General features: G+C 54.1%; 23 protein-coding genes and 1 riboswitch. Of the genes, 18 read left to right on the top strand and 5 right to left on the bottom strand.

From position 1 onward, the window contains the following. The first annotated feature begins 1 nt into the window (after position 1). Both NSS64_RS18575 and pyk read left to right on the top strand, forming a co-directional pair. Positions 2 to 1003 carry an acetyl-CoA carboxylase carboxyltransferase subunit alpha gene (locus tag NSS64_RS18575; protein WP_340942250.1) on the top strand — a complete coding sequence of 334 codons (1002 nt, stop codon included), beginning with the start codon at positions 2 to 4 and terminating at the stop codon, positions 1001 to 1003. A gap of 374 nt (positions 1004 to 1377) precedes the next feature. Then, positions 1378 to 2802, top strand: coding sequence for a pyruvate kinase (gene pyk / locus NSS64_RS18570; protein ID WP_340942247.1), 1425 nt, complete (start codon positions 1378 to 1380; stop codon positions 2800 to 2802). Between the two features lie 134 nt (positions 2803 to 2936). Here pyk and NSS64_RS18565 read toward each other — a convergent pair whose 3' ends face one another. Continuing rightward, on the bottom strand, positions 2937 to 3680 hold the full coding sequence (locus tag NSS64_RS18565; RefSeq protein ID WP_340942245.1) for a G1 family glutamic endopeptidase: 744 nt from the start codon (positions 3678 to 3680) through the stop codon (positions 2937 to 2939). A 102-nt stretch (positions 3681 to 3782) separates the two neighbouring features. Between NSS64_RS18565 and NSS64_RS18560 the strand changes: the two genes are divergently transcribed. The 3 genes from NSS64_RS18560 to NSS64_RS18550 are packed head-to-tail and all read left to right on the top strand — an operon-like array spanning position 3783 to position 5926. Beyond that, on the top strand, positions 3783 to 4964 hold the full coding sequence (locus NSS64_RS18560; RefSeq protein ID WP_340942243.1) for an MFS transporter: 1182 nt from the start codon (positions 3783 to 3785) through the stop codon (positions 4962 to 4964). A gap of 54 nt (positions 4965 to 5018) precedes the next feature. Next, positions 5019 to 5498 (top strand): acyl-CoA thioesterase, encoded by a 480-nt coding sequence (locus tag NSS64_RS18555; RefSeq protein WP_340995562.1) that lies wholly within the window; start codon positions 5019 to 5021, stop codon positions 5496 to 5498. A 29-nt stretch (positions 5499 to 5527) separates the two neighbouring features. After that, positions 5528 to 5926, top strand: a complete 399-nt coding sequence (locus NSS64_RS18550; protein ID WP_036695825.1) for an FxsA family protein — start codon at positions 5528 to 5530, stop codon at positions 5924 to 5926. A 178-nt stretch (positions 5927 to 6104) separates the two neighbouring features. Here NSS64_RS18550 and ytvI read toward each other — a convergent pair whose 3' ends face one another. Beyond that, entirely contained in the window at positions 6105 to 7220 is a 1116-nt protein-coding gene (ytvI, locus tag NSS64_RS18545; RefSeq protein ID WP_341142843.1) for a sporulation integral membrane protein YtvI, read from the bottom strand. A 391-nt stretch (positions 7221 to 7611) separates the two neighbouring features. Here ytvI and citZ point away from each other — a divergent pair, with 391 nt between their 5' ends. The 5 genes from citZ to NSS64_RS18520 all read left to right on the top strand — a co-directional run bounded on the left by citZ (position 7612) and on the right by NSS64_RS18520 (position 13072). Next, complete coding sequence (citZ, locus tag NSS64_RS18540; protein WP_036725592.1) at positions 7612 to 8724, top strand: citrate synthase; 1113 nt, start codon at positions 7612 to 7614, stop codon at positions 8722 to 8724. A gap of 102 nt (positions 8725 to 8826) precedes the next feature. Next, positions 8827 to 10122: an NADP-dependent isocitrate dehydrogenase gene (icd, locus tag NSS64_RS18535; protein WP_341141087.1), complete on the top strand. Its 1296-nt coding sequence runs from the start codon at positions 8827 to 8829 to the stop codon at positions 10120 to 10122. 101 nt (positions 10123 to 10223) lie between these two features. After that, positions 10224 to 11165, top strand: a complete 942-nt coding sequence (gene mdh, locus NSS64_RS18530; protein WP_340942236.1) for a malate dehydrogenase — start codon at positions 10224 to 10226, stop codon at positions 11163 to 11165. A gap of 49 nt (positions 11166 to 11214) precedes the next feature. Next, the gene (locus NSS64_RS18525; protein ID WP_036695834.1) at positions 11215 to 11640 is read left to right on the top strand and encodes a hypothetical protein; all 426 of its coding nucleotides are present in this window, start codon (positions 11215 to 11217) and stop codon (positions 11638 to 11640) included. 181 nt (positions 11641 to 11821) lie between these two features. Next, on the top strand, positions 11822 to 13072 hold the full coding sequence (locus NSS64_RS18520) for an S-layer homology domain-containing protein (RefSeq protein WP_341141086.1): 1251 nt from the start codon (positions 11822 to 11824) through the stop codon (positions 13070 to 13072). 168 nt (positions 13073 to 13240) lie between these two features. Here the strand turns inward: NSS64_RS18520 and NSS64_RS18515 are convergent, their stop codons facing one another. Next, on the bottom strand, positions 13241 to 13771 hold the full coding sequence (locus NSS64_RS18515) for a GNAT family N-acetyltransferase (RefSeq protein ID WP_341141085.1): 531 nt from the start codon (positions 13769 to 13771) through the stop codon (positions 13241 to 13243). Positions 13772 to 14075: 304 nt separating this feature from the next. On the opposite strand from NSS64_RS18515, the gene NSS64_RS18510 reads away from it, so the two are divergent. The 6 genes from NSS64_RS18510 to thiH all read left to right on the top strand — a co-directional run bounded on the left by NSS64_RS18510 (position 14076) and on the right by thiH (position 18742). After that, positions 14076 to 14948: an SDR family oxidoreductase gene (locus tag NSS64_RS18510; RefSeq protein WP_076082909.1), complete on the top strand. Its 873-nt coding sequence runs from the start codon at positions 14076 to 14078 to the stop codon at positions 14946 to 14948. 157 nt (positions 14949 to 15105) lie between these two features. Beyond that, on the top strand, positions 15106 to 15642 hold the full coding sequence (locus NSS64_RS18505; RefSeq protein ID WP_341141084.1) for a hypothetical protein: 537 nt from the start codon (positions 15106 to 15108) through the stop codon (positions 15640 to 15642). Between the two features lie 55 nt (positions 15643 to 15697). Beyond that, positions 15698 to 15800: riboswitch (TPP riboswitch) on the top strand. A 128-nt stretch (positions 15801 to 15928) separates the two neighbouring features. After that, complete coding sequence (locus NSS64_RS18500; RefSeq protein WP_341141083.1) at positions 15929 to 16597, top strand: thiamine phosphate synthase; 669 nt, start codon at positions 15929 to 15931, stop codon at positions 16595 to 16597. Continuing rightward, a complete protein-coding gene (gene thiS, locus NSS64_RS18495) occupies positions 16594 to 16797 on the top strand; it encodes a sulfur carrier protein ThiS (RefSeq protein ID WP_036725578.1) in 204 nt (67 codons plus the stop codon). Before NSS64_RS18500 ends, thiS begins: the two co-directional genes overlap by 4 nt. A 30-nt stretch (positions 16798 to 16827) precedes the next feature. Next, on the top strand, positions 16828 to 17592 hold the full coding sequence (locus NSS64_RS18490; protein ID WP_341141082.1) for a thiazole synthase: 765 nt from the start codon (positions 16828 to 16830) through the stop codon (positions 17590 to 17592). A gap of 28 nt (positions 17593 to 17620) precedes the next feature. Continuing rightward, on the top strand, positions 17621 to 18742 hold the full coding sequence (gene thiH, locus NSS64_RS18485) for a 2-iminoacetate synthase ThiH (RefSeq protein WP_341141081.1): 1122 nt from the start codon (positions 17621 to 17623) through the stop codon (positions 18740 to 18742). Between the two features lie 344 nt (positions 18743 to 19086). On the opposite strand, the gene yfbR is transcribed toward thiH, so the two are convergent. Next, positions 19087 to 19731: a 5'-deoxynucleotidase gene (gene yfbR, locus NSS64_RS18480; protein ID WP_340942224.1), complete on the bottom strand. Its 645-nt coding sequence runs from the start codon at positions 19729 to 19731 to the stop codon at positions 19087 to 19089. Positions 19732 to 19835: 104 nt separating this feature from the next. Here yfbR and NSS64_RS18475 point away from each other — a divergent pair, with 104 nt between their 5' ends. Continuing rightward, positions 19836 to 21539 (top strand): fumarate hydratase, encoded by a 1704-nt coding sequence (locus NSS64_RS18475; protein WP_341141080.1) that lies wholly within the window; start codon positions 19836 to 19838, stop codon positions 21537 to 21539. 87 nt (positions 21540 to 21626) lie between these two features. On the opposite strand, the gene bioB is transcribed toward NSS64_RS18475, so the two are convergent. After that, the gene (bioB, locus tag NSS64_RS18470) at positions 21627 to 22625 is read right to left on the bottom strand and encodes a biotin synthase BioB (RefSeq protein WP_445667803.1); all 999 of its coding nucleotides are present in this window, start codon (positions 22623 to 22625) and stop codon (positions 21627 to 21629) included. 407 nt (positions 22626 to 23032) lie between these two features. On the opposite strand from bioB, the gene NSS64_RS18465 reads away from it, so the two are divergent. Then, positions 23033 to 26044, top strand: coding sequence for a carbohydrate binding domain-containing protein (locus NSS64_RS18465; RefSeq protein ID WP_341141079.1), 3012 nt, complete (start codon positions 23033 to 23035; stop codon positions 26042 to 26044). Positions 26045 to 26096 lie beyond the last annotated feature (52 nt).

The following is a 26096-nucleotide window of genomic DNA, read 5'->3' as shown; positions in this document are numbered from 1 at the left end:
GTTGGCAGGAGAGTTGCCTTTTGAAATGCCTCTGGTAGAAATGCGCAAAAAAATCGCCGAGCTCAAGCAGTTCGGCGAAGAGAAGGGCATTGATTTCAGCGATGAGGTAGCCCGGCTTGAGGAGCGCTACAGCGAGCTGGAGAATGAGATCTATTCCAATATATCCCCGGCCCAGAAGATGCATCTGGCCCGGCATCACGTACGCCCGACCTCGCTGGATCTGATCGGGCTTATCTTCACGGACTTTATCGAGCTGCATGGTGACCGCCTGTACGGTGACGATCTTGCTGTAGTCGGCGGAATCGCCAAGCTGAACGGCCGGCCTGTAACTGTCATCGGTCAACAGCGCGGCAAGGATACGAAGGAGAATATTCTGCGCTTCTTCGGCAGCGCCCATCCGGAAGGCTTCCGCAAGTCACTGCGCCTGATGAAGCAGGCGGAGAAGTTCGGCCGTCCGATCATCACCTTTGTGGACACCAAGGGGGCTTACCCCGGCAATACCGCAGAGGAACGCGGACAATCGGAAGCGATTGCCCGCAATTTGTTCGAGATGTCCCAACTGGCCGTGCCGGTCATCTGCGTGATTATCGGCGAGGGCGGCAGCGGCGGAGCTTTAGCGATGGCCGTGGGCAACCGTGTGCTGATGCTGGAGAATGCGATCTATTCGGCGATCTCTCCTAACGGTGCAGCTTCTATTCTGTGGAAGGATGCCACCAAGGCGGAGCAGGCCGCAGAGGCCATGAAGATCACGGCCACCGATCTGCTGGAGATGGAAGTGATCGAGGAGATTATTCCGGAGCCCAGAGGCGGTGCGCACCGGGATTACGAGGCTGCGGCGGAGGCGGTTAAGGACACAGTCTGGCGTCACCTGCAGGAGCTGTCCGGCATGGATGCAGCAGCGCTGAAGGAAGACCGTTACCTGAAATTCCGCAAAATCGGCGAGTTCTCCGAGTCGGTACTGGAGCAGGATGCCGATCAGGATGAAGCGCAAATTGTGGAGTAAGCGGGAGATTCTCTCCGGGGAATTAGCGGCAATGCCGGTACCGCCGGTTTGCACTTTTTAGCATATTCCAGCTGATTCCAGGCCGCGAACTGGACAAGACTCATAATACATTTATTCCCATTCTAATCATCCTGCACTTCTTGCGGGATGGTTTTTCTTTTATCGGCCATCCTATATTATTCGACTTTAATTTACAGCAAAAACAGCCACTAACATTGATTTTGTGTTCAACATGCAGTAATATTCATAAGGGCGCAATAAAACGTGCATGTCTTTACATGTGATAAAGTTCCTATACAAAGAGCAAGCCTTATAGTAGATTTTGTAGTTGGAAAAGATGAGACAGAGAGAACGAAAAAACGGAGGAAAACCTAATGCGGAAAAGTAAAATTGTATGTACGATCGGACCTGCAAGTGAATCGTTGGAGAATATCAAAAAATTGATTTTGGCTGGTATGAATGTGGCCCGTCTGAACTTCTCCCACGGCGATTTTGATGAGCATGGAGCCCGGATCAACACGATCCGTCAAGCATCCAAGGAACTTGGCAAGACTGTTGCCATCCTGCTCGACACCAAAGGACCGGAGATTCGTACAGGCAAGCTGGAAGTAGAACCGATTGAACTGGTTCAGGATGAGTATCTGACATTGACTACGGAAGAGATCCTTGGCGACCACAACCGTATTTCCATCACTTACAACAACCTGCCTAACGATGTTCAAGTAGGATCGACGATCCTGATCGACGACGGCCTGATCGGCCTTACAGTTGTCGACATTCAAGGCACCGAAATCAAGACCCGTATTGTTAACGGCGGTACGATCAAGAGCAAGAAGGGTGTTAACGTACCAGGAGTATCCATCTCCCTGCCGGGTATTACGGAAAAAGATACCAATGATATCATTTTTGGGATCGGACAGGACATTGATTTTATTGCCGCTTCTTTCGTACGCAAAGCCAGCGACGTTCAGGAAATCCGTGAACTGCTTGCGAAGCATGATGCTTCCCACATCCAGATCATCTCCAAGATCGAGAACCAGGAAGGTGTCGATAACCTGGATGAAATCCTGGCAGTATCCGACGGCCTGATGGTTGCCCGTGGCGACCTTGGTGTAGAAATCCCTGCTGAAGATGTACCTTTGGCACAGAAGCTGATGATTCAGAAATGTAACATCGCCGGCAAACCGGTAATCACAGCTACCCAAATGCTGGATTCCATGCAGCGCAACCCGCGCCCAACCCGCGCTGAAGCAAGTGACGTAGCGAACGCAATCTTCGACGGAACCGATGCAATCATGCTGTCCGGTGAGACTGCTGCCGGGAAATATCCGGTTGAATCCGTACTGACTATGTCCCGTATTGCTGAGAAAGCAGAATCTGCTCTGAACCACCGTGAGATCTTCATGAAGCAGCAGATTGCTCAAGAAACTACTGTAACTGAAGCGATCAGCCAATCCGTAGCGATCTCCGCTCTGGATCTGAATGCTAAAGCGATCATTTCTTCAACGGTAACTGGCCACACTGCACGCGTGGTTTCCAAATATCGTCCTAAATCACAGATCATTGCTGTAACCACCCAGGAAAGAACCATGCGTCAGCTGGCGCTGGTATGGGGCGTAACTCCTGTATTCGGCCCTGAAGCTCATTCTACTGACGAATTGCTGGAAACAGCTCTTAACGGCGGTAAAGCTTCCGGTCTGGTTAAAGCCGGCGATCTTGTAGTCATCACTGCAGGTATCCCGCTTGGACGTTCCGGTTCCACTAACCTGGTGAAGGTAGATACGATTCCAGCCGACTAGGATTTGGAAGAGCTTCTGCAGCACGAATAAGATATAATGATAAGAGCAGTGGCGCTTGATTGCCGCTGCTCTTTTTTGATATCGATCATGCAAATGGATATATTGGACCTGAGTGTCTGGAACAGGACGGCAGGTCAGGGAGTCGTATAAATAGGGTTCCTGGAATACACAGCAGGAGGACTTTTATGATAGATTCGTCTGACCGAAAAGGCGCTTCCGCAAGAGCGCGGAGGAGAAGGCACGGCCAGCAGCTTCTTATTCTGGATCATAATGCCGCCGTCTGAGACCTTTAGTCTGGGGCTGCGTCCATTGACTTGGCAACAGGTGAAGCAGACTGTGGAAAACTTGGACAGCGGAGCGATATCGAACCCCACCTGCGGCGCTTCGACAATCCATTCGGCAGAGCTTTGCGGTCCGTTATAGCGCTGTACGGTACGGAAGACCCAGCATTTGCTGAGATTGCGCAGGGTGATGCACCATTTGCCGGGACTCAGCTTCACGATGGAAGCACGCATATGGTTGCCGGGAGAGACGGGAAGAGGAATTACGGTTTCGGAGGCGGGGAGAATCTCCCACCAGGCATAATACCGGACTTTTCCGTTCACCGACTCATGGCCGGTGCCCGTCTGAATCAGGCTGCTGTTCTTGAAGCCGTCGATGCCGATCCAGGCCGAGGAGAACGTAGGTTTTACCGTAGGCTTTACATAAGGGACGATCCAGTCGGCGGATATCTGCCGGTAGCTGCCTTTTTTGCCGGAAATGGCATAACCGCTCCAGTTGCTTGATGTCCAGCCGAAGCCTGAACTGGCGGCTCTGCCCGTATTAAGTTTATCCTTCAGACAGGGTTTGCTCCGTGTTAATCTATTGACTTGGCCCACTTGTCCACCGCCTCATAATAGGTTGTGCTCTATTTAATGCAGCAGGCGGCTATGAAGGTTGGGTATTCTGTTAAAAAGAATGAGAGAGGACTTGTAATCCCCATGGAAAAAATAACAAAGCTGCGCGGGTTCTATCTGTTTCTGGGACTGGCCGGGGGCTCCTTCGGCTCCTACCTCTCGCTGCTGCTGAAATCGAACGGACTTGAAGTCAGCCAGATCGGCGTGCTGATGGCTATGGGTACGCTGATCGCGATCTGTGTCCAGCCCTTATGGGGAATGGTCTCCGACCGGTATAACCAGGCGCGGCTGGTGCTGATTCTGAGCGTGGCGGTTCCGGCGGTGCTTGCGGTTCTGTACCGTTCGGAATATTTCATCGTGCTGATGCTGGTGTATACCGTGTCCACGATCTTCTCCTCTACACAGGCGCCTATAGCCGACTCGTACGCCATAGCGGCTGCGAACAGGGCCGGAGCCACTTACGGCAGCATCCGCATGATGATGAGCATAGGCGCCGCCGTAGGGGCCATTGCGGGGGGGCAGTATGTATCCAAGTTCTCTGTATCGACCATCTGGCTGCCGTTTCTGCTGCTGAATAGCGTCGCTGTAGTGATTGCCTTCACTCTTCCCAAGCAGGCGGAGGAGAATCATATGATGAGCCAGTCTTTCTCCCAGGGGATCAAAAAACTGCTCGGCAACCGCATCTTCCTGGCCTTCTTAGGCGGAAGCTTTCTGGTCAACCAGACGATGACGGCCTTCGGGACCTATTTTGTCATTGCCTTCCAGTCGGTGGGCGGATCGACCGGCACTGCCGGAATCGCCCTGTTCCTGGCCTCGATTACCAATGTGCCTTCTATGTTCTTCGCCTCCAAGGTGATACGCAGAATGGGGATGGAGCGGACGCTGCTGCTCGGTGCGCTAATCTATGTGCTGCGCTGGGGCATCCAGGTGGCCTTCCCGTACCCTTCCGTCATGATCGGCGTACAGGTGCTTCACGGCCTCTCCTTCGGGTTCTTTTATATCGCTGCGGTTGAATATGTATCGAAGATTACCTCAGCGGAGATGCAGGCGACCGGACAAAGTGTGTTTAACATCGTATTCTCCGGGTTAGCCGGGATTCTGGGCAATTTGTTGAACGGGATGCTGCTCAATCAGGGCGGGGTCGGACTGATGAACCTCTCCTGTATGATTAGTGCAGCTGCGGGCGCAGCCCTTCTGTTCTATGTTGCCCGAAGCTCCCGCCGTAAGCTGCCGCTGAAGTCTGCTTCCGGCGGTGTTGGCGCGTAGCGGACTGCTGGCTGCCGGGCAGACTGTATTTTAGAAAGGAGCATGAATATGAATATGAATCCGCATCAACCGGGATGGGCCAGCCGCTGGCATAGTACCTCTATCCGTGTACGTTATCAGGAGACCGACCAGATGGGCGTCGTCTATCATGCCAACTATTTGATTTGGTTTGAGTGCGGCCGTACGGAGATGTTCCGTGAGCTGGGCTTCGACTACAAGAGGCTGGAGGGCCTTGGTCTGCTGCTGCCGGTAACCTCTGCAGATTTGCAATTTAAAAGCCCCGCGCGATATGATGATCTTATTACCGTGTATGCGCGGTTAACCACCTTCTCGGCTCTGAGGGTTGTGTATGAATATGAAATCCGCCGGATGGCGGGGGGTCAGGAAGGGCAGGAGCGGACCGCAGGCGAGCTTCTGGTCAGCGGCTCGACGAGTCATGTCTGGCTGAACGGGGAATGGAGGCCGGTGCGGATCGACAGGGCACAGCCTGAGCTGTTCCATGCCATCCTGGCTGCGCTGAAGGAAGAAGAATAGCGTTAACGTAAAGAAGAAGGAGGAGCAGTATGATCAGGAACAAATGGCTGTGGGCCGCCCTATTTGCAGTCCCGGCCGTGGAATTATTCGGTTTCATCTATGTCTCAAGTTTTCTTGGAGCGCCCAAGACGCTGCTGATCATGCTGGCTACTTCAGTCATCGGTTTGCTAATGATGCGGTTCGAAGGCAAGAAAGTGCTGCAGGACAGCAGAACACATATGCAGGAGGGCCGGGTGCCCGGACGGACCATGCTGGACGGCTTATGTATTTTCTTCGGCGGTCTGCTGCTGATTCTGCCGGGGTTTGTCACGGATCTGATCGGCTTTACTCTGGTATTTCCGCTGACCCGGCCGCTTTACCGGGTTTTTCTGCTGAAATGGATCGAAAAGAAGATGAAGAACGGCACGTTCACCTTCTACCGCAGGTAAGCGGGTAGAGATGCAGAGCAGGCGGGCGGTTGCTGGCGTTAATAAGGAGTTGTAAGGATCGCTTAGGAGTACTATGGAGTAATCAGGCTTGCCAAAAGGTGTTCAGTTGCAGGGTGCTGCGGCTGGATGCCTTTTTGGCTTCAGGGAGTGGTGTGGAGCAAAGTTGTTTCGGACGCCCCTAATGCAGCCTGCCGCTGAGGATATAAGTGCGCAGGGCGCGGAATACGCCGGCGCGGGCGAACGCGTCGAGAATAACGAGCAGCACCGGGCCGAGGATCAGGCCGAGCATGCCCATTAGCTGAAGGCCGGCAAACATGCCGATCAGCATGGCGAGCGGATCGACGCCGATGCTGCTGGCGAGTACCTTGGGCTCCAGTACCTGGCGGGTGATCAGGATGATGCCGTAGAGCACCAGCAGCCCGATGGCCAGCGCCATGTTCCCGGTCATGTATGAATACAAGGCCCAGGGCAGAATGACGATACCGACACCCAGATAAGGAATCAGGTCGACAATGCCGATGGTCAGGCCGATGGCGAAGGCTGAGCTGACCCCTAGCAGCAGCAGGCCGATGATCACAATTACCGCCGTTACGGAGATCAGCACCAGCTGGGCGCGGATGTAGCCGAACAGCGCCTTGCGGAGATCCTTCCAGATCTCCGACACCGGTCTCAGCAGCGGGGCCGGGAGCAAGGCGGTCAGCTTGGCATTATGCCGTTCCCAGCCGGTGCTGAGGAAGAAGGCGGCCAATACGATGACAATCAGAATGGTGCCAAGGCTCGGCAGCGAGGAGATCAGCTTCAGGATGATATTGAAGAATCCGGTAATCATCTGTGTCACAGCTTGGCCGACCGTTTCAGTAGTCCGGTTGATATTGCTGTCAATGGTGGCGTGATAGCCCGGGTTGTCGTGGTAAAACTGGTTGATTTGGTTAATAATATTCTGAATGCTGGCATTGCGGCTCAGGGACAGCAGCAGCTCCCGCCACTGACCGGTATGAATATCGAAGGTCTGGAGCAATCCGATCAGCTCTTTGACCAGCCGCGTGATTAGAGCGGTCAGTACAAGTGCGATGCCTCCGATGTAGAACAGCAGCGAGAGGGATACGGCGAGCCAGCCGGGGAGCTTCAGCCCCTTAAGAATCAGGACCAGCGGATGCATGAAATAAGCCAGCAGCCAGGCGATCAGCAGGGGGTACAGGAGCGGCAGCAGTACATATACAGCCAGCAGAATCAGGGCGGCGGCAAGCACGACCCAGAGGCCGCGCAGCATTCTTTTCAGCACAAGTGTATCGATCTTACGTCCCTCCTACTCTGGCGTGATTCCAGTAATAACGGCTCGTCTTATATATATTCATAGGGGGTGTGAAAAGACTAGCAGCGCCAGAAAAGGGCAGACAGCGGGCATATCCATAACCTGGAAGCGCGTTCATGAATCAGGTTTTGCGTTCGTTTTTTTCTATCCCTCCGATAAAATCATTTGATGTCCTGTAAAGCTTCCACGTTGTTCACATAACCGTCAAAATCCGGTATGATAATTAAAGGTTAAAGAGCAGAAATTTAGTTGCAATCTTCTGAGCCGGTCCTGAAGCTTTTTTCAGAGAGAGTTGAAATACTTGGAAATGTAAATGTTTACATGAGATTTGAAGCGGCACTATACACTCTTGTTGGCAAAGGAGAGAGATACTATGACAGCTACTAAAGGACTTGAAGGCATTGTTGCAACGACTTCCTCAATCAGCTCTATCGTAGATGGAGTGCTCACTTACCGCGGCTATGATATTGACGATCTTGCGGACCATGCCACATTTGAGGAGACCGCTTATTTGCTGTGGTTCGGCAGTCTGCCGACGGTGCCGGAGCTTGAAGCTCTGCGGCGCGACCTCAGCGCTCACGCTCCGATCCCGGAGCAGGTGCTCACTCAAATGAAGCTGTATCCCAAGGAAGCCAACACCATGGCCGCTTTGCGCTCTGCCGTATCAAGTCTGGCGCTGTACGATGAAGCCGCCGATGATATGAGCAAGGAAGCGAACCAGACCAAGGCGCTGAAGCTGCAGGCGCAGATTCCGACCGTAGTTGCCGCACTGGCACGCATCCGCAAAGGCCTGGAGCCGGTAGCTCCCAAGGAAGGCTTGACCATCGCCGAGAACTTCCTCTACATGCTGTGGGGAAAAGAGCCGGATGCGGTATCCGTCAAGGCGCTGGATACCGCGCTTGTGCTGCATGCCGACCATGAGCTGAATGCTTCGACTTTTGCCGGACGGGTAACGGTTGCGACCTTGTCTGACATCTATTCCGGTGTGACCTCAGCGATCGGGGCGCTTAAGGGGCCGCTGCATGGCGGGGCGAATGAAGCTGTAATGAAGATGCTTGAGGAGATCGGCAGCCTGGACGCGGTGGAGCCGTATATCCAGGGCAAGCTGGAGCGCCGCGAGAAGATTATGGGCTTCGGACACCGTGTCTACAAGAACGGCGACCCGCGCGCCAAGCACCTGATGAAGATGTCCAGCGAGCTGGGCACGATGAAGAATGACACCAGTCTCTATGACATGTCGGTCAAGGTGGAAGAGCTGATCACCAGCCAAAAGGGGCTGAAACCAAACGTCGACTTTTATTCGGCATCGGTCTACACACAGCTGGGGATTGAACGGGAGCTGTTCACCCCGATCTTCGCGATCAGCCGCACTTCGGGCTGGACGGCGCACATTCTGGAGCAGTACGAAGACAACCGTATCATCCGTCCGCGTGCGGAATATACAGGCATGTCCGACATGAAGTACGTCCCTGTAGACGAGCGATAACAGGACGGCAGGGAGGGCGGCCCTTGCGGGCTGCTCTACCCCTTTAGTACAATGAATGATATGAATGCTTATACATCATACTTTTAGGAGGAATATCTACCAATGTTGAAACTGGAACAATACGATCTGCCCACAGAAGGCGAACAAATTACAATCGAAGACGGCAAGCTGCTGGTTCCGGATCAGCCGATCATTCCATTCATCGAGGGTGACGGGACAGGCCGTGACATTTGGAAAGCCTCCAAGCGGGTGCTGGATGCAGCTGTAGAGAAAGCTTACGGCGGTGAGAAGAAAATTGCGTGGTACGAAGTGTTTGCCGGCGAGAAGGCCTTCAATACATATGGTGAATGGCTGCCGAACGACACGCTGGAAGCGATCCGTGAGTACATTGTGGCCATCAAGGGCCCGCTGACCACTCCGATTGGAGGAGGTATCCGCTCCCTGAACGTAGCGCTGCGCCAGGAGCTTGACCTGTACGTATGTCTGCGCCCTGTGCGCTACTTCGACGGCGTTCCTTCTCCGGTGAAGCATCCTGAGCTGGTGGATATGGTTATTTTCCGTGAGAACACTGAGGATATCTATGCCGGTATTGAATATCAGGAAGGCTCTGACGAAGTGAAGAAGGTGATCGAATTCCTGCAGAAGGAAATGGGCGTGAACAAAATCCGCTTCCCGGAAACATCCGGTATCGGTATTAAGCCTGTATCCGAGGAAGGCTCGAAACGCCTTGTTCGTTCAGCAGTAGAGTATGCGATCAAGCACGGACGCAAGAGCGTGACCCTGGTACACAAAGGCAACATCATGAAGTTCACTGAAGGCGCCTTTAAGAACTGGGGCTATGAAGTGGCTGAACAGGAGTTCGGCGATAAGGTCTTCACCTGGAACCAGTACGATGTCATCAAGGAACGCGACGGTGAAGCGGCTGCGAATGCTGCCCAGAAGGAAGCCGAAGCAGCAGGCAAGATCATCGTGAAGGATGCCATTGCCGACATTGCGCTCCAGCAGGTATTGACACGCCCGACAGACTTCGATGTCATTGCGACGCTGAACCTGAACGGTGACTATCTCTCCGACGCACTGGCTGCCCAGATTGGCGGCATCGGTATCGCTCCGGGAGCGAATATTAACTATATTACGGGACATGCTATTTTCGAAGCTACACATGGTACGGCACCTAAGTATGCTGACAAGGATGTAGTGAATCCGGGCTCTGTTATTCTCTCCGGCGTTATGCTGCTTGAGCATCTGGGCTGGCAGGAAGCGGCTGACCTGATCTACAAGGGAATGAGTACGGCGATTAACAACAAGACGGTTACTTACGATTTTGCCCGCCAGATGGAAGGCGCGACTGAGCTGAAATGCTCTGCTTTTGCTGACGAGATCATCAACCATCTGTAAGCAGGCCGGGCCGGTAAATACTACAGATATAAGCTGCACATCCGTGTAGCTTATATCTATGTAGGCCGCCTTCAGACTATCATCAGGTTAGGAGGGCTACCGTGGCGATCAAACGTTCAAAAATCACTGTCGTAGGTGCCGGATTCACCGGCGCGACCACGGCGCTTATGCTTGCCCAGAAGGAGCTTGGCAATGTAGTGCTGCTTGACATTCCTCAGCTTGAGAATCCGACCAAGGGCAAGGTGCTGGATATGCTCCAAGCGGGCCCCGTGCAGAATTTCGATGCTCAAATTACCGGAACCTCCAGCTATGAGGACGCAGCGGATTCTGACATTGTGATTATTACCGCAGGGATTGCCCGGAAGCCCGGCATGAGCCGTGAGGATCTTGTCAATACCAATGCGAACATCGTCAGATCGGTCTGTGAGAATGTGAAGCGCGTGGCTCCAGAGTCCATTGTGATCATACTGAGCAATCCGGTGGATGCCATGACATACGTGGCCTATCATGCGCTTGGCTTCCCCAAGAACCGCGTCATCGGGCAATCCGGGGTGCTGGATACGGCCCGCTACTGCACCTTCATCGCTCAGGAGCTGAATGTATCGGTAGAGGATGTGCGCGGCTTCGTGCTGGGCGGCCATGGCGACGATATGGTGCCGTTAGTGCGTTATTCCAGCGTAGGCGGTATTCCGATCGAGACGCTTATCCCGGCAGAGCGCATCGCAGAGATTGTGCAGCGTACCCGTGTCGGCGGCGGTGAGATTGTCGGCCTGCTTGGGAACGGCAGCGCGTATTATGCTCCGGCAGCATCCCTGGTTCAGATGGCGGAGGCTATTCTCAAGGACAAGAAACGGATCATACCGGTAATCGCTCTGCTTGAGGGTGAATACGGCTATGAGAACCTGTTCATGGGAGTTCCTGCGCTTTTGGGAGCGGAGGGCATTGAGCGGATTTTTGAACTGGAGCTTACGGCGGAGGAACAGGCGGCGCTTGACCAGTCCGCTGATTCGGTCCGGGCGGTGACTTCTTCGGTAACAATGTAACCCCGGCAATCTGCCGGAGCCCCGCAAATTGAAATTGGAGGAGATTATGATGGGTCATGTTTTCTTTTTTCTGCATATGATCGGGACACTGGCACTTGGCTTCTATCTGGTGCTGCCGTTTATCTTAAGCGGGACGGCTAAGCTGTCCTCCCCGGCGAAGGAAGGCACGCTCAGTGCAATCGGCGGATTCAACCGTTTTGCCCAATACGGGCTGGTAATTCAGCTGCTGACCGGCGGCTACATGATGACTAAGGGTGAGTATTCTGTACCCTGGATGATCATTGTTACGGTGCTGCTGCTGGCTATGTTCGCGTTCGGCGGGATTATGACCAAGCCTCTGCGCCTTGCTGCGGCAGGCATGAGAGAGAACCGCGATGTCTCTGCGGAGACTGCCAAGATCCGTACCATGAGTCTGCTGCTGATGGTCTCGCTGGTCGTCATGATCTTTTTCATGGTCTACAACACAATTATCTAAATAACCTGCTGCCGGATCGGCGGTGTGGTAACAGCTCTGGAAGCTCCGGCTTCCAGGGCTGTTTCCTATGTCTGGATGCACATGGTTGGATATTGTTCCCAACGGCTGTGTATTCCGCTACACTATGATTAGGTGCTTGGTTCATTTGGCATCACATACATACTTAGGAGTGAGCGCAGTAATGATAGGAAGAAAATTAGTAACGGTCGGGCTGAGTCTGGGCTTGCTGCTGGGTTCAGCCGGGCATATGTCTGCGGCAGCCGATTATGAAGGACACTGGGCGCAGAAGCAGATGAGCCGCTGGCTGGAACAGGGATGGCTGAAGGGATTCGCGGACGGGTCAGTCCGGCCGGATCAGGCGATCACTAGAGCGGAATTTATCGCGTTAATCAACCAGTTGGCCGGGCTGACGGCTGAGAGCAAGGTGAAGGCTGATTTCAGCGATCTGCCTAAGACGAGCTGGGCATACGAAGAAATCTCGAAAGCGCTGGAAGTGGGCATCATCAAGGGTTACGGAGGCACGATTCGTCCGGGCGATCCCGTTATGCGCCAGGAGGCGGCGATTATGGTGAGCAGAATGATGTATTTTGAGACGGGAAGCACGGAGGTATTATCCATGTTCAGCGATAAGGATCAGATTGCAGGCTGGAGTGAAGCCGATGTCGCTGCACTGATCAATGACGGAGGAATGAAGGGGTACCCGGACGGGCGGTTTGCTCCAGAACAGGCGATGACCCGGGCCGAAGCGATTGCTCTGCTGGATTACTACAATGTCACAAGCGGCGGCTTGCAGAGTGTAACTATCAGCCATTCTGAGGGGCTTGGAAGCTTTGAACCAGGAGCCATCAAATACTATAACAATGTCACTGTATCCGGCTATGATGTGCTGCTGCAGAATCTGAAGATTTTTGGAGACCTGGTCCTGGAGGAAGGAATCGGCAACGGAGAGGTGAACTTGGACAGTGTTGAAGTACTAGGCAAGGTCATCATACAGGGCAGCGGAGATCCCTCAGTGCAGCTAAAGAACACAACCATGAACCAAGTGATTGTGCAGAAGAATAGTGGAACTGCCCGCCTGGTCACCGAAGGTACAACCTGGGTGAAGGCAATGTCGGTACAGTCCGGTGTAAATCTGGAAGAGGGGGAGGGTACCGGAGAAGGGTTCACAGAAATTGATCTGCCATCCGGCCTTGCAGCCGGGATCGTAGTGACGCTTAACGGCAATTTCGGAGATGTGAACATTGAAGCCAAAGGACCCGTCCTCCACCTGCAAAAAGGCTCCATACGCACGCTTAAGACCGCTGCCTCTGCAACAGGGGTTAAGATAGAGCTAGATGAAGGGACAACGGTGACGCAGGCGATTCTGAATACGTCAACGAAGGTTATGGGTGCGGGTAAGGTTCAGGATGCAATTGTGAAGGAAGATGAATAGAGTTCTGGAAATAAGGCCGCTATCCCAAGGAGTGAGGTCTTGTCATGAGGGGCGATGTATTGCTATGAAGAGAAATCGACCCGATGTATGCGAAAACAAACCGCGTAGGCCGAATGTAATCGAAAAACCGAACACAATTGAGCCGGGCGCACCGCGTAGGCCGTACGTTTATCGTATCCCGGTAATCGCCCGGTACTCCCGGTCCAGTATCGCATAAAAGTATTGGTTCACCCACTGGTTGTTCCAGTGTATTTCCTCCCGGAATACGCCTTCGCGGACCATGCCTAGCCTGTCTAGTACCTTGATAGATGAGGTATTGTATTCATTGCACATAGCCACGACTCTGTGGGCCTTCCATTCTTCAAAAGCAAGCTTCAAGGCCAGCTGCGCCGCTTCGGTGCAGTAGCCTTGCCCCCGGTATTCTGGGAAAAGGCTGTAGCCCAGCTCCCAGCTTTCGCGCTCTTTTACATACCAATGTATACTCAGTTCCCCTACAAGGGTTGCCTCCGGGGAAGCCAGCCTTATCAGGAATTGTCTATGCCAATCGCTATGGATTCGTTCCGTCACAGTCTTCCGGACTGCATCCTTGTCGGTTGGAAGCATATCCTCGAAGGGCCAGAGTGAAGCGCTCATTTCCAGATCTGTGATGAAATCGATATCGTCCCGGGTGACCGGAGATAGTGTGACTCTTGCATTCATTGTGTGATACCCTCCTGCTAGTATGATTTCGATACGATCTTGCCGTTGTTCCCCACAAAGTATAGGACATTCCCCCTAGCGGATATAGATAATATTCTTTTTGGAAACGTTCGTTGCTTACCGTACTATCGTTCCGCTATAGGTGCAGGCGAATCAAGATTGGTTGTTTGGGCGGCTGCCAAGTGTGGTAAGTAACATAACGTACAGCCAAGCAGGCACACTGCCTGATGCATAAACACCAGACCTTAAGCCATGCTAACATGATTGATCAACAATACTGTGGACAGCGAAAGGAGAATGGATTATGCCAGACACTAGCAAGCAACCTGTCAAAACTTTACCACCGCAGGTGCAGGATCAGCGCCCCGGAATTGAGAGTGAGATGAACCCGCTTCCGGAGTTTGAGACACCGGCGTACAAGGCAGCAGGCAAGCTGCTGGGCAAGGCTGCGCTCATTACCGGAGGCGACAGCGGGATCGGGCGTGCGGTTGCCGTTCATTTTGCCAAGGAGGGCGCGGATGTGGTGATCTCCTACTTGAACGAGCATGAGGATGCGGAAGAGACCAAACGCCAGGTGGAGCAGGAGGGCAGAACGTGTATTCTGATCGCCGGGGATATCGGGGACGAATGCTTCTGTCAGAGCTTGATTCGTCAAACCGTTGAAGGACTCGGCAAGCTTGACATCCTGATTAACAATGCGGCGGAGCAGCATCCGCAGGATCATATTGAGGACATTACGGCGGAGCAGCTGGAGCGTACGTTCCGGACGAATATTTTCTCCATGTTCTATCTGACCAAGGCCGCCATGCCTCATCTGAAAAAAGGTGCTACGATCATTAACACCACCTCCATCACGGCGTATCGCGGCAGCCCGCAGCTGCTGGACTATTCGTCCACCAAGGGAGCCATTCTCAGCTTCACCCGGTCACTGTCGATGAATCTGGCGGATAAGGGTATCCGCGTGAATGCGGTAGCGCCCGGACCGATCTGGACCCCGCTGATCCCGTCAACCTTTGACGCTAAGAAGGTCAGTGAGTTCGGCGGCACTCAGCCGATGAAGCGCCCGGGACAGCCTGAAGAGCTGGCACCGGCGTATGTGTACCTGGCCTCGGACGATTCCTCCTATGTGAGCGGACAGGTGATGCATGTGAACGGCGGCGAGGTTGTGAACGGATGATGGGTGCAGAATAAGATCTGGATGCAGATTCGTGTGCAACATATAAATTCTATTTTAAAAAAGCCTAACCGCTTGCCGGCAGGCTTTTTTTCAGCGCTTGTAACTATTACAATATATTTCCGTCTATTTAGATAATTTGATATGAAAGGGGATTGGGATGCTTAGAAAAAAAGGATTCATTCTATCTGCAGCGGGGATTTTAGTTTTTCTGGTAGTGTTCATTTATTTGACTCCTTTTGCAGGGAGACTTGTGGCAAATACAAGATTGGAAGGAAATGCAAAAAGCATTGGGATTAGAATTACACAGGAATCGCCACCGCTACCCCTTGTTACTTCCGGAAAAACCCAAATTCCGGTTACCCAAGGCAGCTATTGCTGGGGAAAATTAGGATGTGCGGATTATACAGGAGGACAATCCATGGTACAGGGGGTTACTCCCACTGTTATAGCCCCTGAGGGGAGGATTGATGTTGCTTTTACTTATAAACCGGCACCCGGCGGATTAACCGTTCAGCAATTTGTCGATGATAAAGAAGTGCAAATTCCATTGAAGAACGGCTCTTTTAATGCTCCAAAAGAACATGGCGTTTATTACTACGGCATATCAGCATTCTGGACAACCGAGGATGGTAAATTTTCAGAAGGGAGTTCATCCGTGGTTTTTGTAATTGAAGTAAAATCTACGAAAGAATAGCCCTAACAGAAATAATATGCTAATATACAACAAGCAAGACGAAACAACCGCATAGAACGATCACTAGGGGTGCCGCAAGGCTGAGACGGGCGTAGTTGTCCGGACCCTTTGAACCTGATCTGGTTTATACCAGCGTAGGGAAGTGGAGAACGAATAATGCAGCGGGGGTATACGGCTAATCACGGTATTCCTGCTTTTATTCCAGACTGCTTCCTTTACGGGGAGCGGTCTTTTTTGTGTTGCGGGGTGGTGCAGAGCGGGCTTGGAGCAGACGGGAGGCGAAAGAGTGTTGTATGAGATTCATGCGGTCTCGGACGGGCGGCTGCCGCCTGAAGCGCTCGCCGAATGGGCCGTGGCGGTACATTCTATAGTGGATTATATCCACCTCCGCGAAAAAGCCATGCCCGCCCGGGAACTGCTGGCGGCGGCGCAGCAGATGCTTCAGGCCGGGGTTCCGCCTTCGAAGCTGGTCATTAATGACCGGATCGATGTTGCCCTGGCTGCAGGGGCAGGCGGTGTACAGTTAGCCTGGCACAGTCTTCCTCCAGCCGCAGTGCGCGGCCTTGCGCCGGACCTGCGGATCGGCAGATCGGTACACTCGCGGGAAGAGGCGGCGGAGGCTGGAAGGCAGGGAGCAGACTTCTGCCTCTACGGGCATGTGTTCCCGACGGCCTGTAAGCCGGGACAGCAGGCACGCGGACTTGCGCAGCTGGCAGAGGCCGTCCGCTGGAGCTGCATCCCGCTGATTGCCATCGGCGGCATAACACCGGGCAATGCCGGAGCGGTTCTGGCTGCGGGGGCAGCCGGCATTGCTGTCATGTCGGGGATCTGCGGAGCCCCGGACCCGGTGGCAGCGGCCCGGGCGTACAGGGAAGCGGTCCACAGGGCAGCAGAGCTGGCTGAAGCGCTGGATATGGCTCAAGCACAGGGTACAGCAGGAGGTGAACAGGCATGAATGTGACCGTTAACGGGAAGAGGCAAAGAATTGAAGAGAGCTGCCGGACACTGGAGGATCTGCTGTCCCGGCCCGAGTGGGCCGGTAAGCTGGTGATTGTCGAGCTGAACGGTGAGCTTGCCGGCAGAGAGGTTTATGGAGAGACACTGCTCAGCGAGGGGGACCGGGTGGAGCTGGTTCATTTTGTAGGCGGAGGCTAAACAAGAAGACTTATTCCAGGAGGCGTTAACATGCAAGACTCATTGATGATTGGCGGAGTGACTCTAACCAGCAGACTGTTCATTGGCACCGGAAAATACAGCCGCAACACCCTCATTCCCGAGGTGATTACGCGATCAGGCTCACAGGTCATTACCGTTGCTCTGCGCCGGGTGGACCCGGAGAGCAGTGACAATATTGTCAGCCATATTCCTTCCCACATGACCTTGCTGCCTAATACCTCCGGTGCGCGCACCGCAGAGGAAGCAGTACGGATTGCCCGGCTGGCGAGATCGGCGGGGCTGGGGGACTGGGTGAAGATTGAGGTCATCAACGACCAGAAATATCTGCTGCCGGATAATACCGAGACCATCCGGGCGACCGAGATTCTTGCAGCTGAGGGCTTCGTGGTGCTGCCGTATATGAGTCCTGACCTGTCCGCCGCCCTGCGGCTGAAGGCAGCGGGGGCTGCGGCCGTGATGCCGCTGGGAGCGCCGATCGGGTCCAACCGCGGACTGCAGACCAAGGAACTGATCCGCATTCTAATCTCCGAGACGGAGCTGCCGGTGATCGTGGATGCCGGAATCGGCAGACCGTCCGAGGCGGCTGAGGCGATGGAGATGGGGGCCGCAGCGGTGCTGCTTAATACAGCGATTGCCACCGCCTCAGATCCGCTGCTGATGGCAGAAGCCTTCCGTGACGCGGTAGCTGCAGGGCGCAAGGCTTATCTCGCTGGACTAGGGCCCGTAGAGGAGACGGCGGCAGCCTCTTCACCGTTGACCGGGTTCTTGGCCTGACAGATGGAATAGGGAGGAGAGAACGGTTATGAGCTTTTATGAGACGATGACCCGGCTGGAGCAGCTTCCTTACGGAACGCTATGGAGCCGCTATACGGCAGAGGAGGTGAAGCGTGCGCTTCGTGCAGAGCGGGTCGATGAAGAGGGGCTGATGGCCCTGCTGTCACCGGCAGCGGAGCCTTATCTGGAGGAGATGGCGCAGAAGGCGCACCGGTTAACGCGTACGCATTTCGGCCATGTGATGCAGCTGTTTACACCGATGTATCTGGCTGATTTTTGCGTGAATCACTGCACGTATTGCAGCTTCAGTTCTATCTATGATTTTCCGCGCAAAAAGCTGACGCTGGAGCAGGTCGCCCGGGAAGCAGAGATCATCGCAGCCACGGGCCTGCGCCACATTCTGATCCTGACCGGAGAATCCCGGAGTGACAGTCCGGCCGGTTATGTGAGGGACTGCGTGAACGTGCTGCGCCGCTATTTCTCTTCCGTCAGCATTGAAGTGAATCCGCTCTCGACAGCCGAATATGCTGAGCTCAGAGAAGCCGGTGTGGACGGTCTGACGCTCTATCAGGAGGTCTACCATCAGGAGACTTATCGTGCGCTGCATATCAAAGGACCCAAACGCGTCTACCGCAACCGGCTGGATGCTCCCGAGCGGGGCTGCCAGGCGGGCTTCCGTTCGGTAAATATCGGGGCTCTGCTCGGCATGTACGAATGGCGCCAGGAGGCGCTGGCAACTGCGCTGCATGCGAGGTATTTACAGGATAAGTACCCGGAATGCGAAATCGGGCTGTCGACTCCCCGATTCCGGCCGTACTTAGGCGAATTCAACCCGGCAAGCGATGTTACCGACCGTGCGTTGGTGCAGATCATCCTGGCGTACCGCCTGTTCCTGCCGCGCTCCGGCATCTCATTGTCCACACGCGAGCCTGCCGCTCTGCGCGATCATCTGGTCCAGCTCGGCATCACGAAGATGTCCGCCGGGGTATCCACCGAAGTGGGCGGACATTCCCTGGAAGGGGGAACGCCGCAGTTTGAAATCTCGGACAACCGCAGCGTGAACGAGATGGCCGAGATGCTGCGCTCGCAAGGACTCCAGCCGGTATTCAAGGACTGGGATATCCTGTCCGAGCCGCTTGGGTTGAGGTAGGCAAGCTGAATCTGGTTGAGAGCCTGATGTGACCAAACCGGGTGCAACTTAAACTGATCAGGTATATCGAATCAGCTTGACCTGAACAGCCAAACTGAATGAACTTAGACTGACTTGACTAATCGTGCTTAACTTAACTTGACTAGACTAACCGTGTCTAACTTAACCTGATCATATGCAAATAACCCGCTTCATGGCGGGTTATTTGCATTGTATATGGGTTGTAGGCTGCTCACGCTGACTTCTCCTTCTACCACGAAAGCTCGTGGGCAGGATGTATGCGAAAAACCGAATACAATCGCTAGCGCGAAGGCTGATGGGCCAAATGTATGTGTGTACTCTATCTACTCTATAGATTCAGGCTGTCCGGCAGACTGTCCCTGACTCGCACTGGAAGTCAGCTCGTCCAGCGACATCTCGAAGCCCGGAGCCATGTGTTTAAGGAAATACTCCATCTCAGGCATCTCCAGTACATGCAGCTTCGCGGCAGTCTGCTCTCTGGCAGCGGCGAATTCGCGGTTGCCTGCGGCGACCTCCCAGACGCATTTCAGGTAAGCGTCCAGCACATCCGCTGCCTTGACGTAGCGGAGCAGTCCGGCATCCTCGGAGCCGGGCGGGCTGGTGTGCGGCTGCAGGAGCGGCGCATAGACTGCGCTCAGCTCCGGCGGGATCATGGCCGCCAGCCGGTCGGCGGCCACCTGCTCCATCTCGCGGAAGCTGGACAGCAGACGCGAGTTGTTATGCTTCACCGGCGTAGCGATGTCGCCGGTGAAGACCTCGGTGGCGTCGTGGAACAGCGCCATCGTGGATGCGCGGTCGGCGTTCAGCGACCGGCCGAAATGGGCATTGCCGATGGTGCACAGCATGTGCGCCAGCAGGGCGACCTGGAACGAATGCTGCGCCACGTTCTCCGGGGCGGTGCTGCGCATGAGGCTCCAGCGCTGGATATATTGCAGCCGGTAGAGATAGGCGGAGAAATGGTAGTTCAATTTTGAAGTAACCCCTTTCATGAGCAGCTTAATGTGCTATTATAGTAACTAATTGTACCAGAGTTAGGGCCGCTTGAACCAGATGGAGAGGAGACTGAATGAAGATGCAGCATTTTGAAGAGAGCATTTATAATTTGATTGTAGAGACCTCCACGAACCTGCCGGGCGATGTGCGCCGGGCAGTGGCCAGAGGGCGGGCGCTGGAAGACCGGGCGACACGCTCCGGACTGGCACTAACCACGATAGCGCAGAATATCGGAATGGCGGAGCAGCAAATATCGCCGATCTGCCAGGATACGGGGATGCCGACTTTTATAATTCATACGCCGGTGGGCGTGAATCAGATAGAGATGAAGAAGGATATTCACAGCGCAATTATCCGCGCTACGAAGAACGGGAAGCTGCGGCCCAATTCCGTAGATTCGCTAACCGGCGAGAACAGCGGGGATAATCTGGGGGCAGGCACTCCGGTGATTCACTTCGAGCAGTGGGAGGAAGAGAGCATTGATGTCCGGCTGATTCTGAAGGGCGGCGGCTGCGAGAATAAGAACATCCAGTACAGCCTTCCGGCAGAGCTGGAGGGACTCGGCAAAGCCGGACGCGACCTCGACGGTATCCGCAAGTGCATCCTGCATTCCGTGTACCAGGCGCAGGGCCAAGGCTGTAGCGCAGGATTCATTGGTGTAGGCATTGGCGGCGACCGTACCACGGGCTATGAGCTGGCGAAGAAGCAGCTGTTCCGCAAGGTTGAGGATGTGAATCCTAATGAAGATTTGGGCAAGCTGGAGCATTACATTATGGAGAATGCCAACAAGCTCGGAATCGGCACGATGGGCTTCGGCGGTGAAGTGACGCTGCTGGGCTGCAAAATCGGAGTAATGAACCGGCTGCCAGCCAGCTTCTTTGTCTCCGTAGCCTATAACTGCTGGGCCTTCCGCCGTCAGGGCATTCTGGTTCATCCGGCTACCGGTGACATTCAGGATTGGCTGTATGAGAGCGGCACCGGGATATCTGTTGAGGGGGAAGCGGCACCGCAGCCTGTTGCTGAACCTGTGGGTGTAGCTGCGGCAGAACGGACAGCTTCCGGCGTGGTGCCAGAGGATGCTACGATTCCTGCGGCACCGGCTATTGTATCCGGGACGGGTGAAGCAGCTTCGGATGCGGCCGTCTCAGGGAATGGGGCAGCATCTGAACCGGCTGCGGCAGCTTCCGCCGGCTCAGGCGGCTCGCGCGAGATCCGCCTGACCACACCGATCAGTGAGGAGGATATCCGCAGCCTGCGCGTCGGCGATGTGGTGATCCTCTCCGGCGAGATGCACACCGGCCGCGATGCCCTGCACAAATACCTCATGGATCACGATACCCCTGTCGATCTCAACGGTGCTGTCATCTATCACTGTGGCCCGGTCATGCTGAAGGATGATGAAGGCTGGCATGTGAAGGCGGCTGGCCCGACGACCAGTATCCGCGAGGAGCCGTATCAGGGCGATATTATCAAGAAGTTCGGTATCCGCGCCGTAATCGGCAAAGGCGGTATGGGACCCAAGACCCTTAAGGCCTTAGGGGAGCACGGCGCGGTCTACCTCAATGCCATCGGCGGTGCAGCGCAGTATTACGCAGAATGTATCAAGAAGGTCAACGCGGTAGACTTCATGGAATTCGGTATTCCTGAAGCGATGTGGCATTTACAGGTGGACGGCTTCGCAGCGATAGTGACTATGGATGCGCACGGCAACAGCCTGCATGCCGATGTCGAGAAGGATTCCGCCGCCAAGCTGGCCCAGTTCCGGGAACCGGTGTTTAAGTAACCCATAAAAGAAACAGCGGCAGTTAAGGACGAGAAATTGAAGTCCGGACTGCCGCTTTTTTTTATTGAATGAATGCTCTGCACCTTCCTAAAGGGCATTTTGTTCAATCTCAAAGCCCAAGTCCTCAATCATTTGATGATCAGCCGATATGTCTTGGCCTGTTGTCGTTAGATAATCACCTACAAAGAGTGAATTTGCAGCGAACAGAGATAAAGGCTGCAGCGTACGGAGGCTGATCTCCCGGCCGCCAGCCACGCGGATTTCTTTAGACGGACAAATGAAACGGAACAGGGCGAGTACCTTCAACGCTTTAGTCGACGGCGTGCGGCCAGCGTGCTGCAAGGGTGTTCCCGGTATGGAATTCAGGAAATTGATTGGAATCGAATCCGCATCCAGTTCGCGGAGCGCATAGGCCATTTCAACAATTTCTTGATTGGTTTCGCCCATACCGATAATGACACCAGAGCAGGGGGACATGCCGTGTGCTTTTACCTTCTCCACAGTTTCAATACGTTGATCAAAGGTATGGGTCGTCGAGATGGAAGGATAATTGGCTCTACTGGTGTTCAAGTTGTGGTTGTACCGATGTACGCCGGCTTCAGCAAGACGTCTGGCTTGATCATCCCTGAGAATGCCCAGACATGCGCAAATTTTTAGCGGCATTGTCTTGCGGATTTCTCTAACCGCGTCCGCCACTTGGTCTAGCTCCTTGTCTGTCGGCCCTTTTCCGGATGCTACAATGCAATAGGTCCCGGCTTTGCGTGCTATAGCTTCACGTGCGCCTGAGAGCAAGGTGTCTTTATCTAGCAAGGGGTATTTTTTAACCGGAGCCGTCGACACAATAGATTGCGAGCAGTAGCCGCAGTCCTCGGGGCAAAGGCCGCTTTTGGCGTTGATGATCATATTGAGCTTGACTTTTTTACTGTAAAAATGCTTTCGCACCTTAAACGCTGCATGCATGAGCAGAAGCAGCTCATCGTCGTTGGCTTCGAGTACAGCATGTCCTTCCTCTAATGTTAAACATTCTCCACGTAGTGCTTTATCGGCAAGCAGTTGCCATTCCATCTCCGCTCCCATTGTGGTCATTTCAATCATCCTCCCATAGGTTGAACAGCCAATTAAGCTCGAATTGTATTGTTTTTGGTACGCTGAAGTATTAGAGCGCCGTATATTTCTATTGTAGACCTAATAACTAATTTAGGTTTACAATTAGCTTTGGATATTCTAGCAGACCTGAACATCTCTGTAAAGGGAATTTTAAGAGCTGTGCTGAATAATGATTTTTTCATGTTTTGCAGAGTCGGCAGCCCATATAGGAACCCGCTTGCGGAAGTCATAAATTATTATGTCTTGACAGCGCATACAGGGACATGTTAATTTTTAGTGGGGAAACCGGTTTCCCCGATGTTTAGTTAGACTCAAGTTATTGACGGCAAGAGTATCCGCTGGCTCCAAAGTGTTGCATTCGGTTTTACATGAGAGGGAGATGAGGAATGAAAAGAAAACGTAACCGCCTGCTTGTTCCCGTTCTAATCACATCCATTGTATTGTCGGTCATGATGAATCTGTTTGTCCTGCCGCAAGCTAAGGTGGAAGCAGCCAGTATTGGCACCGTAACCGAGAATGACACGATTTATCAGATTATGGTTGACCGCTTCCATGACGGGGATTCTTCCAATAATGCAACAGGTGCGGCTATCCGCTTCGGGGAGAACTCCGAGGAGGACTTCCGTTATATGAAGGGCGGCGACTGGCAGGGGGTCATTGACAAGCTCCCGTATATTCACAATATGGGCTATACCGCGATCTGGATCTCACCGGTAGCCGAGCCGCAGATGACTAACCGCGAGAACAACGGCACAGGCAAGAACACGGCCTACCACGGCTACAATGTCAAAGATCCAAACAAGGCCAACCCTTACTTCGGCACCAAAGAAAAGCTGAAAGAGCTCGTAGACTCCGCGCATGCGCTCGGAATTAAGGTGATCATCGATGTCGTTCCCAACCACATCGGCGATTACATGCTGGGCACCCAGGCTTATTATGATATCCCTTCCTTGCAGCCTGCCGCTCCATTCAATAATCCGGCCTGGTATCACCACAACGGTGACATTAACTGGTCGCTTGCCGATGGACGCTACGATCAGTGGGCCCAGGATTATCTGGAGAATCATGATCTGGGCGGTCTGGATGATATCGACTTCGATGTTCCTGCTGCCAAGCAGGCCATCTTCAGCTCAATTAAGGGCTGGTTTGATTATACGGGGGCAGACGGCGCCCGGGTCGATGCGGCCAAGCTGATGAAGCCGACCGATATCGGCGAGCTGCAGAATTTACTGGGCGTGAATACTTTTGGGGAGAATTTCGACGGCAATGCCGAATTCGTCTCCCGCTGGGTCGGTACCAATAAGGAGTGGGGGATGCTCGACTTCCCGTTGTTCTTCTCCGTGCTGAACAGCTTCGCGTACGGGCAGTCTTTTGACGCGAAGATTAAAGGCACCCTGGCTCAAGATTCCTACTACGGCGGCAACGCTAACCATATGGTAACCTTCATCGACAATCATGACCGCAACCGCTTCCTGACCGAGGCCGGGGGCAGTGTAGAGAAGCTGCAGAATGCTTTGTCCTTTATCTTCACCGTGCGCGGAACGCCTGTGGTCTTCCAGGGAACCGAGCAGAACAAGGGCAACGGCAACGGGCAGATTATGACGGGCGGAATCGCGGATACGTGGAACCGCTGGTCGATGGTGAAGCGGGATGCAAACGGCAATGTACTGGAGAATTATTTCAATGAGAATGCCAGTACCTTCAAGCATGTAGCCAAGCTGAACGAGATCCGTAAAAACAACCCGGCCCTGCGCACCGGCACCCAGCGCGAAATGTGGTCCGCACAGAATCTGTACGCCTTCTCCCGGCGGATTGATACAGGCACGAATGTCGGCCAGGAAGTGATCTCCGCATTCAGTAATGCGTCTGGGGGATCACAGACAGTGACGCTGCCGCTGCGCGCCGAAAGCACGCTTACCGCAGGTACGGTTCTGGTGAATCAGCTGAACCCCTCCGATACTGTGACCGTGCAGGCAGGCGGTGTCACTGGTAAGCAAATTACAGTTACCCTGGGCGCCAATTCGGCCAAAATCTACTCCAAAACCCAGCCGGTAACCGATACGCAGGCACCAAGTGTTCCGGGGAATGTAACGGCCACCGTACAGAATGCCTCCAGCGCGCTGGTATCCTGGTCAGCTTCCACTGATAATGTCGGGGTTACCGGCTACGAGATTTACCGCAACGGGGTGAAGATCGGGACTTCGGCAACGACCTCTTTTACAGATAACGGACTTGTAGGCAGCACTAATTATTCTTATACGGTAAAAGCGTATGACGCCGCCATGAATCTGTCGGCCTTCAGCGCAGCCGCTCTGATCGTTACCCCTGCCGGTAACAGTGTGACGATCTACTACAAGCAGGGTTACACCAATCCATATATTCATTACCGCCCGGTGGGCGGGACTTGGACGACATCTCCGGGGGTAGCCATTCCAGCCGCCGAAGTAGCAGGCTATAACAAAATCACGATTAACATTGGCGCAGCCACCCAGCTCGAAGCCTGCTTCAATAACGGCAGCGGCACTTGGGACAGCAACGGCGGCAGCAATTACCTGTTCGGCACAGGCACTTGGACCTATACGCCTACAGGCAATATCCAGGCAGGTGGTCCAGTGACGCCAACGGCTACGCCGACCGCGACACCGACCGCGACACCGACGGTAGCACCAACAGCGACACCAACCGTGACGCCAACACCAACCGTAGCACCAACAGCGACACCAACTGTAGCGCCGACGGCAACACCTACACCGACTGTAGCGCCAACGGCGACACCTGTGCCAACCGCTACTCCGGCGGGCAACACGGCGACGATCTATTACAAGAATACGGCCTTCAGCAATTCGTATATCCATTACAAGCTGGACGGGGCAACCACCTGGACGACTTCACCGGGAGTGCCTATGCAGGCCTCAACCTTCAGCGGCTATAAGTCCATTACCATTCCGCTCGGCACTGCCACAGGACTAACCGCAGCTTTCAATAACGGCAGCGGCACCTGGGATAACAATGGCGGGAATAACTATCATTTTGGTACCGGCAGCTCCAGTCTGGTTGGAGGAAGCTTGACCTCCGGGGAACCGCAGGCGGACAGCGTCACCTTCCGGGTGAGCGTTCCGGGCTCGACTCCAGCGAATGCTCCGGTCTATCTGACGGGTTCATTCAATAGCTGGAATGCGGCTGATCCCGCCTACCTGCTGACCCGTGGCAGTGACGGCGTCTATTCCATCACCTTGAGCCTTCCGGCAGGCAGCGCCGTGACGTATAAGCTGACGCGCGGGAGCTGGGCCACGGTAGAGACCGCGTCCAACGGTACAGATATCGCGAACCGGACGCTTACACCGGCAGGCGGAGCACAGACAGTGACGCTAAGTGTGCAGCGCTGGAAGGATCAGTAAGCAGCTTGAGGGGGTGAGGGATAGATGTCCGTCGCCCCCGTTTTTTTTGACA

The organism is Paenibacillus sp. FSL H8-0122, assembly GCF_038005345.1.
Classification (GTDB): Bacteria; Bacillota; Bacilli; order Paenibacillales; family Paenibacillaceae; genus Paenibacillus_AQ.
This window is presented reverse-complemented; position numbering and strand designations above follow the sequence as displayed.